Origin of the sequence: Bradyrhizobium sp. AZCC 1678 (assembly GCF_036924765.1) — a bacterium.
GTDB classification, from domain to species: Bacteria; Pseudomonadota; Alphaproteobacteria; order Rhizobiales; family Xanthobacteraceae; genus Bradyrhizobium; species Bradyrhizobium algeriense.
The window spans coordinates 959,414-974,890 of record NZ_JAZHSE010000001.1 but is presented as its reverse complement, the minus strand read 5'-3'; the positions used below and the strand labels follow the sequence as shown (position 1 = coordinate 974,890).

Sequence of the window (15,477 nt, the reverse complement as noted above, 5' to 3'; positions counted from 1 at the left end):
TCCAACCGGGTCGCGTACCCCTCGTTCGTCATGCCCGGCCTTGTGCCGGGCATCCACGTCTTTGGTCATCCACGCCCGAAGACGTGGATGGCCGGGGCAAGCCCGGCCATGACAGTTAAGCAAACGTCTTGGAGAAACCTTCGACAACGCTCTTCAGCTTGCCGGCGAGATCATCGGAGAGATCGCGGCTGTCACGGATGCCGTCGAGAATCTCGACGTTCTTGCCGCGCAGCAGCGACAGCAGGCCATCCTCGAACGCACGGACCTTGCCGAGCGGCAGCGCGTCGAGATAGCCGTTGGTGCCGGCCCAGATCACGCAAACCTGCTCTTCCATCTTCAGCGGCGAGAACTGCGGCTGCTTCAGGAGTTCGGTGAGGCGCGAGCCGCGGTTCAGGAGGCGCTGCGTCGAGGCGTCGAGGTCGGAGCCGAACTGCGCGAACGCCGCCATTTCGCGGTACTGCGCCAGCTCACCCTTGATCTTGCCGGCGACCTTCTTCATCGCCTTGGTCTGCGCCGACGATCCGACGCGCGACACCGACAGACCGACGTTCACCGCCGGGCGGATGCCCTGGAAGAACAGATCGGTTTCCAGGAAGATCTGACCGTCGGTGATCGAAATCACGTTGGTCGGGATGTAGGCCGACACGTCGTTGGCCTGGGTTTCGATCACCGGCAGCGCGGTGAGCGAGCCCGAACCATGGTCCTTGCTGAGCTTTGCCGCGCGCTCGAGCAGGCGGGAGTGCAGATAGAACACGTCGCCGGGATAGGCTTCGCGGCCCGGCGGGCGGCGCAGCAACAGCGACATCTGGCGGTAGGCGACGGCCTGCTTGGACAGATCGTCATAGATGATGACGGCGTGCATGCCGTTGTCGCGGAAGTACTCGCCCATGGTGCAGCCAGTGAACGGCGCGATGTACTGCATCGGCGCCGGATCGGACGCGGTGGCGGCGACGATGATCGAATATTCCAGCGCGCCCTGCTCTTCCAGCACCTTGACGAACTGGGCGACGGTCGAACGCTTCTGGCCGATCGCGACATAGACGCAATACAGCTTGATGTTCTCGTCGGGCTGCGCGTTGAGTGGCTTCTGGTTCAGAATGGTGTCGAGCGCGATCGCGGTCTTGCCGGTCTGGCGGTCGCCGATGATCAGCTCGCGCTGGCCGCGGCCGACCGGGATCAGCGCATCGATCGCCTTGAGGCCGGTCGCCATCGGCTCGCTCACCGACTTGCGCGGAATGATACCGGGCGCCTTGACGTCGACGCGCATACGCTTGTCGGCCTGGATCGGGCCCTTGCCGTCGATGGGATTGCCGAGCGCATCGACCACGCGGCCGAGCAGGCCCTTGCCGACCGGCGTGTCCACGATGGCGCGGGTGCGCTTGACCGTCTGGCCTTCCTTAATTTCACGGTCGGCGCCGAAGATCACGATACCGACGTTGTCGGTTTCGAGGTTCAGCGCCATGCCGCGCGTACCGTTCTCGAACTCGACCATTTCGCCGGCCTGGACGTTATCCAGGCCATAGACGCGGGCGATACCGTCACCGACGGACAGCACCTGTCCGACTTCGGTAACCTCAGCCTCCTGGCCGAAATTCTTGATCTGGTCCTTGAGGATCGCGGAAATTTCCGCGGCGCGGATGTCCATCAGCCTGCCTCTTTCATCGCGTGCTTGATCGAATTGAGTTTGGTGCGAAGCGAACTATCCACCATGCGGCTGCCGAGCTTGACCACAAGGCCGCCAATGATGGAGGGATCGACTTTCACGTTGAGCGCGACGTCCTTGCCCGTCACCGATTTCAGTGCGGTCTTCAGCGCGTCGAGATTCTTTTCATTGAGCTGTTCGGCGACGGTGACGTCGGCGGTCGCCTCGCCCTTGTACTTCGCCACCAGCGCGCGGAAGGCGCGGATCACATCGGCCACGGCGAACAGCCGGCGATTGGCGGTGAGGACTTTAAGGAATTTGGCGGAGGTGCCGGAAATTCCGGCCTTGTCGAGCACGACATTGAGCGCCCTTGACTGCGCATCTGCCGAGAAAACCGGGCTGCGGACGAGGCGCTTCAGATCGGCGCTATCGGCCAGCATGGCCTCGAATTTATCGAGATCGGCCCTGACCGCATCGACGGATTTCTCGTCGCGCGCCAACTCGAACAAGGCCGTAGCATAACGGCCGGACACTCCCGAAACGGACGGATCTTCAGCAGCCACAGAGACGCTCTTTTCAGCTGTTAAACTCGCAAGGGAAAAACCGTCGCCACGGGTAGCGGCGCCTAGCGATCCAAGCCCTTGGAATTCAAGCGGGACTTCGATTTTCGACCGGCACGCGGGGTGCCGGGATCGTTAAAATCGCGGCTTTGCTAACATAGCGAGCGCGCAGGTGCAACATGACCGCGCGTTCAGGCGATGCCTTGTCGCACGTCAATTTTCAGGCCGGCCAGACGTCGTTCTTGACGGCGATCGACTGCCCCCGGATCCGCCTGGACGCACCCTACCCAACATCGCGCTCGACCGCGGTCGGATTAGTTCCGCCCGTATTTGCATAGCGGGCATGAGCGGAGTGGGCCGGAACGAACCGGGCTTTTTCGTTTCATTTGAACATTACTTGAACAAATCTTCGCCTTAACGAGGATTACAGTATTGATAAGTAATAATCAGTATTGAATAGGTTAAAATTTTGTTAACGCCCAAGATTACGGAATATCGTTTGATTAGTTGATCTCAGTAACAAGATATGTCAGTCGGCCAGAAACCGTCTTTACTGCCCAATTCATGCCTTATTGCGTCACCAAACGGCAACCACTGAAACTGGGACGGGGGTTCCACTTGTCACACATGTGGCAATACTGTCTGAGGGACTAGTTTATGTTGAATACCAATAATGTAGTGCCGGGTCGTGCAATCCGGTCGCGTACGGCCTTCGCCTTGATTGCCGCAACTCTCCTGGTCGGCGGCAGCATCACCGAAGCTTCTGCAAAATCCCGGCATCACCGGCATCACTCGAGCCACTCGCATCAAGCCAAGAGCAACTGGCTCGATGCCAATGCCTCGATCCGCTCTTCCGGTTCCTTCTCGGGAAAGGCTTCTTTTTACGGCAATGAATCCGGCAGCAAGACCGCCTCCGGACAGCGCTTCAATCAGAACGCCATGACCGCGGCCCACCGCTCGCTGCCGTTCGGAACCAAGGTCCGGGTGACCTATCGTGGCCAGAGCGTCGTCGTCACGATCAATGACCGTGGTCCCTTCATCAAGGGCCGCGTGCTCGACCTGTCCACGGGTGCCGCCCGCGCCGTCGGCCTGACCGGCGCCGGCGTCGGCCACGTCACTGCCGAGGTCATGTAGCGCGCGTCACACGCGCCGTTTCCGGTCCATCAGATCGAGTAAGCGTTGCGTTGCGTAACCGTCGCGGAACTTTCCGCGGCAACAAGGGCCTGCCGTCGCAAATGACGGCAGGCCTTTTTGTCACCCTCCCCCTCCAGGTGAGGGTGAACAAAGCTTACAGAAAACTCTGCGGATCGACGTCGACTTCGAGCTTGAGATTGCCCTTGGTCTTCGGCCCGGAGGCAAGCCATTCGCGCAAATATTCCGACAGATCGACATTGCGCAGCGACTTCACCAGCAGCCGAAAGCGATAGCGGCCCTTGATCACGGCAAGCGGCGCTTCGGCAGGCCCCAGCACCTGAATGCGCTCGTCGATCGGCGCTATGGCAGCAAGCCTGCGCGCGAAACCTTCCGCGGTCGGGCGGTCGCCTGCGGAGATGATCAGGCTGGCGAGCCGGCCGAACGGCGGGTAGCCGGCGCGTTCGCGCGCCTCGATCTCGCTGGCATAGAACGCCTCGCGGTCGCTCGCGACCAGCGCCTTCATCACGGGATGTTCGGGCTGGTGGGTCTGCAGATAGCCGACGCCGCGGCCCTGCTCGCGCCCGGCACGCCCGATCACCTGGTTGAGCAACTGGAACGTCCGCTCGGCGGCGCGCGGATCGCCGTTACCGAGGCCCAAATCCGCATCGACGACGCCGACCAGATTGAGCCGCGGAAAATTATGTCCCTTCGCCACCAGTTGCGTGCCGACGATGATGTCGACGCGGCCTTCGGCGATTTCGTTCAGCTCACTGCGCATGGTCTCGATCGAGGTGATGAGATCACTCGACAGCACCATGGTGCGCGCGTTCGGAAACAGCGAAGCGGCCTCTTCCTGCAGGCGCTCGACGCCGGGGCCGACCGCGACCAGCGATTCCTCGGCCTGGCAATGCGGGCAGATGTTCGGGCGCGGCATCGAGAAGCCGCAATGGTGACAGACCAGACGCTGGCGAAAACGATGATCCACCAGCCAGGCGTCGCAGATGGTGCACGCAAAGCGGTGGCCGCAGGCGCGGCACAGCGTCAGCGGCGCGTAGCCGCGGCGGTTGAGGAACAACAGCGCCTGCTCGCGTTTCTCGATCGCGAACTGAATCTGCTCGGCGAGCGGCGGCGAGATGAAGCGGCCGCGCGGCGGCGGGGCGCGGCGCAGATCAATCGCCTCGATATGCGGCATATGCTGGCCGCCGAAACGCGACGGCAGCGCGACGCGCTGATAGCGGCCCTTGCGCGCATTGACCTCGGTTTCGACCGACGGCGTCGCGGACGCCAGCACGATCGGAATCTTGGCGATATGCGCGCGCACCACCGCCATGTCGCGGGCGTGGTAATGCGCGCCATCATCCTGCTTGTAGGCCTGGTCGTGCTCCTCATCGACGATGATCAGGCCCAGATCCGCATAGGGCAGGAATAGCGCCGATCGCGCGCCGACCACGACCGGCGCTTCGCCCGCCGATATCGCCGCCCAATTGCGCTGCCGGGTGCGCGGCGTCAATTCGGAATGCCACTCGATCGGACGCACGCCAAAGCGCTGGGCAAAGCGGTCGAGGAATTGTCCGGTCAGCGCGATCTCCGGCATCAGGATCAGTGTCTGCTTGCCCCGCCGAATGATTTCCGCAATCGCCTCGAAATAGACTTCGGTCTTGCCCGAACCGGTGACACCGTCGAGCAGCGCGACATGGAAGGAGCCATCGGCCGCGAGTGCGCGCATCGCATCGACCGCCGTGCGCTGCTGGGGAGAAAACTCCGGCCGCGCGAAGGACGGATCGGGCGCGGGCGGCGCCAAGGGCGGCGGCATCGCCTCGACGGCAAGCGTGCCCTCGTCGACCAGGCCGTCGACCACGCCGGAACTAACGCCGGCTTCCCGCGCGGCTTCGGACTTGCCGTGCAGCAGGCCGTCCGACAGCACCTCGATCAGGCGCCGCCGCGCCGGCGTCAAACGCCTTGGCGGCTCGCCCACCAGCCGGACGCCGAGCCGCATCCGCTCGGGCCCGAGATTTTCGCCCATCCGCAACGCCATGCGCAGCACCATGCCGCGCGCCGACAGCGTGTAGGTGGAAACCCAATCGACGAGGCTGCGCAACTCCTCTTTCAGCGGCGGCACATCGAGCTTTTCGCCGACATCCTTCAGGCGGTTGTGCAGGCGCGGATCGGGATTGGCGTTTTCCGCCCACACCACGGCCACCACCTCGCGCGGACCGAGCGGCACGCAGACGACGTCGCCGGGCTTCAGCTCCATGCCGCGCGGCACCCGGTAGGAATAGTTCTGATTGAGCGCGACCGGCACCAGCACGTCGACGACGCGGGTCGGCGACGCGGATGAGGTGGTTTCGCGGGTGGCGTGGTCCATCAGGGGAATCGGGCTCGAGGTGTCCAGGGCAAGGCTAGCGCCGCGCCGCCAAGTTAGCGAACGGTAAACGAAAGAGGTGCGATATAATGGATGGAATCACCGTCTCCAAGGCAGAGGTCATGGGCAAGCAAGTTCCGGCACCTCAACCGATCGAGCTCGACTGCGCAGACGAGGGCCTCGCGCTGGAGATGGCGCGCTGGCTGACGCATCTGCGCGCCGAGCGGCGGCTCTCGCCCAAGACGCTCGAAGCCTACGCCCGCGACCTCCGCCAATGCCTGACTTTCCTCAGCCAGCACTGGGGCAGGAGGGTCACGCTGAAAGGGTTTGCGGCGCTGGAGGCCACCGACGTCAGGGCCTTCATGGCGATGCGCCGCGCCGACGACATTGCCGGGCGGTCGCTGATGCGGGCGCTGGCGGGCTTGCGTTCGTTCGGGCGCTATCTCGAACGCGAAGGCAAGGGCAAGGTCGGTGCCCTGTCTGCCATCCGCGCGCCCAAGGTTGCAAAGAGCCTGCCGAAACCGATCCAGATGGACGCCGCCAAGCGTTTTGCGGATGCCGACGAGCGCGCCGGCGAGGAGCGCGACCCCTGGATCTGGGCGCGCGATGCCGCCGTGATGGCGCTGCTCTACGGTTCGGGCCTGCGCATCTCCGAGGCGCTGGGACTGAAACGGCGCGACGTGCCCAAGCCGGGCGAAGGCGACGTCCTCATCGTCACCGGCAAGGGCAACAAGACCCGGATGGTGCCGGTGCTGCAAAACGTGCTGGCGCTGATCGCCGATTACGTTGCGATGTGCCCGCATTCGCTTCCCCCCGCCGGTCCGATTTTCGTCGGCGCGCGCGGCGGACCGCTTTCGCCGCGGATCATCCAGCTCACCATGGAGCGGCTGCGCGGTGCGCTCGGCCTGCCCGACAGCGCCACGCCCCATGCGCTGCGGCATTCCTTCGCGACCCATCTGCTCAGCCGTGGCGGCGATTTGCGCGCGATCCAGGAACTGCTCGGCCACGCCTCGCTCTCGACCACGCAGATCTACACCGGGATCGACAGCGAACGGCTGCTGGAAGTCTACAAGAGCGCGCATCCGCGGGGGTAACGCGGGCCAGACACAAATATCGAAAACAACCCCATGCAAAGTAGATTGGACCCCGGTTCGCAGCACTCAGGCCGCTTGCGTCCAGAGCACGAGATGGCCCGTCGTCACGGCCCGGCCTGATCTCATCCCGCTCTAATTTGCGAGATACTCAATCCGGTACACATAGTCCGATCCGCGACCGACCTCCATGCGGACGACAGGCAGGAATTTGAGCCGCTCATAGACGGGGGTCGTCACCTTTACCGTGCGGCCGGCGATGTGGGCGAGGTGTTCGACATGACGCGCGCCTTGCCCGCGCACATGACCAGCGGCCAAAAGCATGCCGCGACGAAATCGGCGGTTGTCATATTGAGAGCTTAGAAATACGGATAGAATAATCCATTAATGAACGGGCCCAAAATCCGCTTAACTCTTGCGTTGAACAGGCCGTTCGGCAATCGTGGCAACGATTTCACCTTGGGGAGACAAACATGGGCGCACATGAAAGCATGGAGCATGCGGAGCATGCCGAGCACGCTTCGGGCTCGAACAAGAAGATCGCGTTGCTGATCGCCGTGATCGCCTTGTTTCTGGCGCTGTCGGAAACGCTGGGCAAGGGCGCGCAGACCGAGGCCATCAGCAAGAACGTCGAGGCTTCCAACCTGTGGGCGTTCTTCCAGGCCAAGAGCATCCGCCGCACCACGGTTCAGGCCACGGCGGAACACGCCAAGCTCAGCCTGGGGACCATCGGCGACGATGCTGCGAAAGCGGCCTTGCAAAAACAGATCGACGACTGGAACAAGACCGCAGCACGTTACCGTTCGGAGCCGGAAACCGGGGAGGGTTCGGAACAGCTCGCCGCACGCGCCAAGCATGCCGAGCACCAGCGCGACGACGCAACGGCAAAGTATCACCACTATGAAATCGCCTCGGCCGCCTTCCAGATCGGCATCGTGCTGGCCTCGGCCACCATCATCACCGGCATGATCGCTCTGGCTTGGGTGTCAGGCATATTGGCGATCGCGGGCATCGCGATTACGGCGCTCGGCCTCTACGCGCCGCATCTCTTGCATTTGCATTGAGTTTGCGCGGAGCGGCAAGCCGTGATCCAGACGGTGGGCAAGCGCAGCGGCGGACTTGCCTTCATCTTCCCCTGGAGGGGTCCGAGACGAGCAAAACTCGCTCGTGGATCGGTTCGCATAAAATGCGAACCGAGGTGGGGTGACAGTCTCTCCCCTCGGGCACTGTTGGACGTGGAGAGACCGTCACCCCACCCCGCCGCGCGCCATGCGCGCGTCGACCCAAGAGCGAGCTTCGCTCGTCTCGACCCCCTCCAGGGGCGGGTGCGCGACTACCGCGCTTCGTGCACGCTCTTGCGGAAACGCGCGATCAGCCGCAGCGTCCGCGACGACCAGCCCTCGCCGTCGCCACGCAGCATTTCACGAATGCGCAGCTTGATCGGCATGACCAATTCCGCCGCCTTGGCGCGCATCGCCATGATGAATTCATAGATCGTCCTGAACCACGCCATCTGCAGGAGTTTTGTGCGCGTTACGTCGAAGATGAAGGCGGTGACGCCGACACCGACGAGTTTTCCGAACACGATGACGACGACGGCGCTCAGCCAATATTCATTCGCCAGCAGCCAGAGGCCGACCAGCTTGAGCGGGAACAGCGGGATCACCGGCACCGCGAACACGATCAGCGTCATCGCCGGCGACAGCATATCGACGCGCCCGGACAGCCATTGCTTGAAGGCGCGCAGCGGGATCCGTGCGACGATGCGCTCGACGATCGGCTCGAGATGATCCCACAGCCAGGCTTCGATCAGGAAGATGACCGCAAGCAGGACCCAGAACGGCTGTAACAGGCGGCGCATCATCTATTGTGTCTCTGGAGCGCAATGACGTTCATACCAGCGTCATTCCGCCCCACCTCTTTGTTCAAAGCATGATCTCCGCGCAAACGCATTCAGCGTTTGTCGCGAGAGAAAGCGGATACCCGCTTCTTCAATCACGCTCTACCCGGTATGTACCGGGTTCCGATCACATATGGATGGCGCGTTTGCCGACCGCAAGCGCGGCTTCCTTGATAGCCTCCGAGCGGGTCGGATGGGCATGGCACGTGCGCGCCAGATCTTCGGCGGAGCCGCCAAACTCCATCAGAACGCAGGCTTCGTGGATCATTTCGCCGGCTTCGCGGCCGACGATGTGCACGCCGAGCACGCGGTCAGTCTTCGCGTCTGCGAGAATCTTCACGAAACCGTCAGTGGTCTGGTTGACCTTGGAGCGACCATTGGCGGTGAACGGAAATTTGCCGGAGGTGTAGGCGACGCCGGCCTGCTTCAGTTCTTCCTCGGTCTTGCCGACCGACGACACTTCCGGCGTGGTATACACCACGCCTGGAATAACGTCGTAGTTCACATGACCGGCCTGGCCGGCAATGATCTCGGCGCAGGCGACGCCCTCATCCTCGGCCTTGTGCGCGAGCATCGGTCCCGCCACCACGTCGCCGATCGCGTAGACGCCCTTCACGGTGGTTGCGAAATGCGCGTCGATCTGCACGCGTCCGCGATTGTCGAGCGCGATGCCGGCTTCCTTGCAGCCGAGCCCTTCGGTGTAGGGCACGCGGCCGATGCAGACGAGAACGACATCGGTCTCGAGCGTCTCCGCCGTTCCACCCGCCGCTGGCTCCACCGTCGCCTTCAACATCTTGCCTGACGTATCGACGGCAGTGACCTTGGCGCCGAGCTTGAACGCAAAGCCCTGCTTTTCGAGCATGCGCTGGAATTGCTTTGCAACCTCGCCATCCATGCCCGGCAGGATGCGGTCGAGGAATTCGACCACCATGACCTCAGCGCCGAGCCGTTTCCAGACCGAGCCAAGCTCGAGCCCTATCACGCCCGCGCCGATGATCAGAAGCTTCTCCGGCACTTTTTCCAGCGATAGCGCGCCGGTCGACGACACCACGCGCTTTTCGTCGATCTCGATGCCCTTCAGCCGCGCGATATCGGAGCCGGTGGCAATGACGATGTTTTTGGTCTCGACCGTCTGCGCCTTGCCGTCGCTGCCCGTGACCTCGACCTTGCCGGCGCCGAGGATCTTGCCCTTGCCATTGATGACATCGATCTTGTTCTTCTTCATCAGGAACTCGACGCCCTTGACGTTGCCGTCGATGCCCTGCTGCTTGAAGTTCATCATCGAGGGCAAATCGAGTTTTGGCGTGGAAACGCTGACGCCCATTTTCGCAAATGAGTGCGCGGCCTCCTCGAACATTTCGGAGGCATGCAGCAGCGCCTTCGACGGCATGCAGCCGACGTTGAGGCAGGTGCCGCCGAGTGCCGCGTTCTTCTCGACCACGGCGACCTTCATGCCGAGTTGCGCCGCGCGCACCGCGCAGACATATCCGCCCGGGCCGGTGCCGATGACGACGAGATCGTAGGAAGCCATGATGAAGTCCTGTAGCTGAGAAACGTGTCAGGTATTACCGCCCACCCGAGACATCAAGGATGGCGCTGGTGACGTAGGACGCCTCGTCCGAGATCAACCAGACGATGGCGTTGGCGATTTCATCCGCGGTGCCGACGCGCTGCATCGGCACCATGTGCGCCAGCCGATGCGCGCGATCGGGTTCGCCGCCGGAAGCATGAATCTCGGTATCGATCAGCCCGGGGCGGATCGCGGCCACGCGAATGCCCTCGCCGGCGACTTCATGGCCGAGACCGACGGTGAAGGAATCCACCGCGCCCTTGGAAGCCGCATAGTCGACATACGTATTGGGGGAGCCGAGTTTCGCCGCGACCGAGGAAAGATTGACGATGACGCCGCCCTCGCCGCCCTTGCGGGTCGACATCCGCTTCACGGCTTCGCGGGCGCACAGGATGCTGCCGGTGACGTTGACCGCCATCATGCGCTGGATGCGCTCGGCCGACATGTCCTCGACCCGCGCCGACGGGCCGACGATGCCAGCATTATTGACGAGCGCCCCTAGCGTTCCGAATTCGTCGGCGGCAGCGAACAGCGCGAGAATATCCGCCTCGCTGCCGACATCGCATTTCACGGCAATCGCCTTGCCGTTCTTGCGCTCGATCGAGGCGACGACTTCCTTCGCCGCCGCCTCATTGCTGGCGTAGCCGACCACGACGCGAAAGCCGCGCGCGGCGGCAGCGAGCGCGGTGGCGCGGCCGATGCCGCGGCTACCGCCGGTGATCACAACAACCTTGTCCGTCATATCAGCCCCCACAAGTCGGCGCGCATCGATCCATGGCTCGCAGCGCCGGCCTTTCACACCGGCGCGGGCAAAGCCGATGGCGTTAGAGATCCAGCACCAGACGTGCGGGGTCTTCCAGGCTTTCCTTGACGCGGACCAGGAAGGTCACCGCTTCCTTGCCGTCGATCACGCGGTGATCGTAAGACAGCGCCAGATACATCATCGGGCGGACCTCGATCTTGCCGCCGACCACCATCGGCCGCTCCTGGATCTTGTGCATGCCGAGGATGCCGGACTGCGGCGCGTTCAGGATCGGCGTCGACATCAGCGAACCGTAGATGCCACCATTGGTGATGGTGAAGGTGCCGCCCTGCATCTCGTCGATCTTGAGCTGGCCATCGCGGGCGCGGCGGCCGAAATCGGCGATTCCCTTTTCGATGTCGGAGATCGACTTGTGGTCGCAGTCGCGCACCACGGGCACGACCAGGCCCTTGTCGGTGCCGACGGCGACGCCGATGTGGTAGTAGTTCTTGTAGATCAAATCGGTGCCGTCGATCTCGGCGTTGACGGCCGGGATATCCTTCAGCGCCTGCACGACGGCCTTGGTGAAGAAGCCCATGAAGCCGAGCTTCGAACCATGCTTCTTCTCGAACACGTCCTTGTATTGTGTGCGCATCGCCATGATGTGGGTCATGTCGACCTCGTTGAAGGTCGTCAGCATCGCCGCCGTGTTCTGCACGTCCTTCAGCCGCCGCGCGATGGTCTGGCGCAGCCGCGTCATCTTCACGCGCTCTTCGCGCGCGGCATCGTCAGCCGGAGACGGCGCGCGCACCTGCACGGAAGCGGCCGGCTGATTGACCGGGGTCGGCGCGGACGCCGCCTTCTCGATCGCGGCCAGCATGTCGCCCTTGGTGACGCGGCCGTCCTTGCCGGAGCCCGGCACGGTCGCGGCATCGATGCCGCTTTCGGCGGAGAGTTTTCGAACCGACGGCGCCAGCGGCGCATCCGATGCCACAGCCTTCGGAGCCGCAGCAGGTGCAGCGGCAGCTGGCGCTGCAGCCGGAGCTGCTACGGGTTTGGCAGGTGCGGCGGCCGGCTTCACAGCACTCGCCGCACCGTCATTGATCTGCCCAAGCAGCGCGCCGACGGCGACGGTTTCGCCGTCCTTGGCCGCGATCTCGCCGAGCACACCGGCTGATGGCGCCGGCACCTCGATGGTGACCTTGTCGGTCTCAAGCTCGACCAGCGGCTCGTCCACCGCGACGGCCTCGCCGGCTTTCTTGAACCAGCGGCCGATGGTGGCTTCCGTCACGGACTCGCCGAGCGTCGGAACACGAATTTCAGTCATGGTCTTTTTCCTCTTTGCGTCATGGCCGGGCTCGTCCCGGCCATCCACGCCCTAAGACAATTTTCACAAAGCAAGACGTGGATGCCCGGGACATTTGAGGCGAAGACAGCGCTTCGCGCCTTTTGCCCGGGCATGACGACTTGGGGCAATTGCTAGTTCAGCGCCTCATCCAGCATCGCCTTGAGCTGCGCCTGGTGCTTCGACATCAAACCGGTGGCGGTTGCGGCCGACGCCGCGCGGCCCGCGTAACGCGGACGCCGGTTCGGCGCATGGATCTGGTTCAGCACCCATTCGAGATAGGGCTCGATGAAGTGCCACGCCCCCATGTTGCGCGGCTCTTCCTGGCACCAGACCACTTCGGCGTTCTTGAAGCGACCGAGCTCCTGCACCAGCGCCTTGAGCGGCACCGGATAGAGCTGCTCGACGCGCATGATGTAGATGTCGTCGATGCCGCGCTTCTCGCGCTCCTCGTAGAGATCGTAATAGACCTTGCCCGAACACAGCACGACACGGCGGATCTTGTCGTCCTGCGTGAGCCTGGTCTTCTCGTCGGGCCGCATCTGGGCGTCATCATACAGGATGCGGTGGAAGGTGGTATCCGCCCCCAGTTCGTCGAGCTGCGAGACCGCGCGCTTGTGCCGCAACAGCGACTTCGGCGTCATCATGATCAGGGGCTTGCGGATTTCGCGATGCAACTGGCGCCGCAGCACGTGGAAGTAATTCGCAGGCGTCGTGGGATACACCACCTGCATGTTGTCTTCGGCGCACATCTGCAGGAAACGCTCGAGCCGCGCCGAGGAATGCTCCGGCCCCTGCCCTTCATAGCCATGCGGCAGCAGGCAGACGAGGCCGGACATGCGCAGCCATTTGCGCTCGCCCGACGAGATGAACTGATCGAACAGCACCTGCGCGCCGTTGGCGAAGTCGCCGAACTGCGCTTCCCACATCGCCAGCGCCTTCGGCTCGGCCAGCGAATAGCCGTACTCGAAACCGAGCACCGCCTCTTCGGACAAGAGCGAGTTGATGACCTCGTAATGGCCCTGATCGTGGCCGAGATGGTTGAACGGTGTGTAGCGGCTCTCGTCTTCCTGGTCGATCAGCACCGAATGGCGCTGCGAGAAAGTGCCGCGCTCCGAGTCCTGGCCCGACAGCCGGACATGACGGCCTTCCTGCAGCAGCGTGCAGAACGCCAGCGCCTCGCCGGTCGCCCAGTCGATGCCGACGCCGTTGTCGATGGCTTTGGCGCGGTTTTCCAGGAAGCGCTGGATGGTGCGGTGAACACGGAAGCCGTCCGGCACCTTGGTGATCTTGCGCCCGATATCCTTGAGGATGTTGACGTCGACGCCGGTGACGCCGCGGCGGGCTTCCTCTTCCTGGTCGGCGGACTTGAAGCCCGCCCACTTGCCGTCGAGCCAGTCGGCCTTGTTGGGCTTGTAGCCGGAACCGGCCTCGAGCTCGGCATCGAGCCGCGCGCGCCAATCGGCCTTGGCCTTCTCGACCTCGCCCTCGGTCATCACGCCGTCGGCGATCAGCCGCCTGGCATAAATCTCCAGTGTCGACGGATGCGAGGCGATCCGCTTGTACATTACCGGCTGGGTGAACGCCGGCTCGTCGCCCTCGTTGTGGCCATGGCGGCGATAGCAGAACATATCGATGACGACAGGCTTGTGGAATTTCTGCCGGAACTCGATCGCGACCTTGGCCGCGAACACCACCGCTTCCGGATCGTCGCCGTTCACATGGAAAATCGGCGCGTCGATCATCTTCGCCACGTCGGACGGATAGGGCGAGGAACGCGAGTAGCGCGGATAGGTGGTGAAGCCGATCTGGTTGTTGACGATGAAATGCAGCGAGCCGCCGGTGCGGTAGCCCTTCAGGTCGGACAGGCTGAAGCATTCAGCCACGACGCCCTGGCCGGCGAACGCCGCGTCGCCATGCATCAGCATCGGCAGCACCGAAATTCGCATATCCGGCGGATCGCCGTGCTGGTCCTGCTTGGCGCGAACCTTGCCGAGCACGACGGGGTCGACGATTTCGAGATGCGACGGGTTCGCGGTCAGCGACAGATGGATCTTGTTGTTATCGAACTCGCGGTCGGACGACGCGCCGAGATGGTATTTGACGTCGCCGGAGCCTTCGACCGCGTCCGGATTGGCGGAGCCGCCCTTGAATTCATGAAACAGCGCGCGGTGCGGCTTGCCCATGACCTGCGTCAGCACGTTGAGGCGGCCGCGATGCGGCATGCCGAGCACGATCTCCTTCACGCCGAGATTGCCGCCGCGCTTGATGATCTGTTCGAGCGCTGGAATCAGCGATTCAGCGCCGTCGAGGCCGAAACGCTTGGTGCCGGTGAACTTGAGATCGCAGAACTTTTCAAACCCCTCGGCTTCGACCAGCTTGTTGAGGATCGCGCGGCGTCCCTCGCGGGTAAAACTGATTTCCTTGTCCGGACCCTCGATGCGCTCCTGGATCCAGGCCTTCTGCGCGGCGTTGGAGATGTGCATGAACTCGACGCCGAGCGTCTGGCAGTAGGTGCGCTCGCAGATCGCGACGATTTCGCGCAGCGTGCCGTATTCGAGACCGAGCACGTGGTCGAGGAAGATCTTGCGGTCGAAATCGGCTTCGGTGAAGCCATAGGTGCGCGGATCGAGCTCTTCGCGGTCGCGCTGCGCCTCGATGCCGAGCGGATCGAGCTTGGCGTGGAAATGACCGCGCATGCGGTAGGCGCGGATCAGCATCAAGGCGCGGACCGAATCGCGGGTCGCCTGGTTGATGTCGGCGGCCGACAGCTCGGCGCCCTTGGCCTGCGCCTTGGCGGCAAGCTTGGTGCCGACCGCCTTCTCGACGGTGACCCAGTTGCCGTCCAGCGCCGAGGTCAGTTCGTCGCGCGGGGTGAGTGGCCAGTTGTCGCGGCCCCAGGAGGGCCCCTCGGCGTTCTTCTGGACGTCGGCCGGGGTGTCTTTCAGGCTCTTGAAGAATTCCTGCCATTCGGCGTCGACCGATGCGGGGTCTTGCTCGTAGCGGGCATAGAGGTCGTCGATGTAGGTGGCGTTGGTGCCCTGCAAAAATGAGGAGAGGGCAAATGCTGCATTCGCGTCCTGGCGAGACATGATGGCGTCCTGGTAATTTTCGGTTTGCGCGTGGAAGAC

12 protein-coding genes are annotated in these 15,477 nt (G+C 63.4%); 3 read left to right on the top strand and 9 right to left on the bottom strand.

Going from position 1 to position 15,477, the window contains the following annotated elements; all coding sequences use genetic code 11:
- Window positions 1–115: 115 nt before the first annotated feature.
- Together atpA and V1294_RS04640 are read right to left on the bottom strand one after the other, a co-directional pair.
- Entirely contained in the window at window positions 116–1,645 is a 1,530-nt protein-coding gene (gene atpA, locus V1294_RS04645; RefSeq protein WP_334488163.1) for a F0F1 ATP synthase subunit alpha, read from the bottom strand.
- A complete protein-coding gene (locus V1294_RS04640; protein WP_334488160.1) occupies window positions 1,645–2,205 on the bottom strand; it encodes a F0F1 ATP synthase subunit delta in 561 nt (186 codons plus the stop codon). Before V1294_RS04640 ends, atpA begins: the two co-directional genes overlap by 1 nt.
- 654 nt (window positions 2,206–2,859) lie before the next feature.
- On the opposite strand from V1294_RS04640, the gene V1294_RS04635 reads away from it, so the two are divergent.
- A complete protein-coding gene (locus V1294_RS04635; protein WP_334488158.1) occupies window positions 2,860–3,336 on the top strand; it encodes a septal ring lytic transglycosylase RlpA family protein in 477 nt (158 codons plus the stop codon).
- A 154-nt stretch (window positions 3,337–3,490) separates the two neighbouring features.
- Here V1294_RS04635 and V1294_RS04630 read toward each other — a convergent pair whose 3' ends face one another.
- The gene (locus V1294_RS04630) at window positions 3,491–5,701 is read right to left on the bottom strand and encodes a primosomal protein N' (protein WP_334495445.1); all 2,211 of its coding nucleotides are present in this window, start codon (window positions 5,699–5,701) and stop codon (window positions 3,491–3,493) included.
- Between the two features lie 119 nt (window positions 5,702–5,820).
- On the opposite strand from V1294_RS04630, the gene V1294_RS04625 reads away from it, so the two are divergent.
- Complete coding sequence (locus V1294_RS04625; RefSeq protein ID WP_334504487.1) at window positions 5,821–6,792, top strand: tyrosine recombinase XerC; 972 nt, start codon at window positions 5,821–5,823, stop codon at window positions 6,790–6,792.
- 132 nt (window positions 6,793–6,924) lie between these two features.
- Here the strand turns inward: V1294_RS04625 and V1294_RS04620 are convergent, their stop codons facing one another.
- Window positions 6,925–7,113: a hypothetical protein gene (locus V1294_RS04620; RefSeq protein WP_334495444.1), complete on the bottom strand. Its 189-nt coding sequence runs from the start codon at window positions 7,111–7,113 to the stop codon at window positions 6,925–6,927.
- A 149-nt stretch (window positions 7,114–7,262) separates the two neighbouring features.
- On the opposite strand from V1294_RS04620, the gene V1294_RS04615 reads away from it, so the two are divergent.
- The gene (locus V1294_RS04615; RefSeq protein WP_247782600.1) at window positions 7,263–7,853 is read left to right on the top strand and encodes a DUF4337 domain-containing protein; all 591 of its coding nucleotides are present in this window, start codon (window positions 7,263–7,265) and stop codon (window positions 7,851–7,853) included.
- Between the two features lie 269 nt (window positions 7,854–8,122).
- Here the strand turns inward: V1294_RS04615 and V1294_RS04610 are convergent, their stop codons facing one another.
- The 5 genes from V1294_RS04610 to V1294_RS04590 form a co-directional block, all read right to left on the bottom strand.
- Complete coding sequence (locus tag V1294_RS04610) at window positions 8,123–8,653, bottom strand: hypothetical protein (RefSeq protein ID WP_334495442.1); 531 nt, start codon at window positions 8,651–8,653, stop codon at window positions 8,123–8,125.
- Between the two features lie 163 nt (window positions 8,654–8,816).
- Window positions 8,817–10,220, bottom strand: coding sequence for a dihydrolipoyl dehydrogenase (gene lpdA / locus V1294_RS04605; RefSeq protein ID WP_334488145.1), 1,404 nt, complete (start codon window positions 10,218–10,220; stop codon window positions 8,817–8,819).
- 34 nt (window positions 10,221–10,254) lie between these two features.
- Window positions 10,255–11,001 carry an SDR family oxidoreductase gene (locus V1294_RS04600; protein WP_247782597.1) on the bottom strand — a complete coding sequence of 249 codons (747 nt, stop codon included), beginning with the start codon at window positions 10,999–11,001 and terminating at the stop codon, window positions 10,255–10,257.
- An 82-nt stretch (window positions 11,002–11,083) separates the two neighbouring features.
- Complete coding sequence (gene odhB / locus V1294_RS04595; protein WP_334495439.1) at window positions 11,084–12,328, bottom strand: 2-oxoglutarate dehydrogenase complex dihydrolipoyllysine-residue succinyltransferase; 1,245 nt, start codon at window positions 12,326–12,328, stop codon at window positions 11,084–11,086.
- A 152-nt stretch (window positions 12,329–12,480) separates the two neighbouring features.
- Window positions 12,481–15,438, bottom strand: coding sequence for a 2-oxoglutarate dehydrogenase E1 component (locus V1294_RS04590; protein ID WP_334495437.1), 2,958 nt, complete (start codon window positions 15,436–15,438; stop codon window positions 12,481–12,483).
- Window positions 15,439–15,477 lie beyond the last annotated feature (39 nt).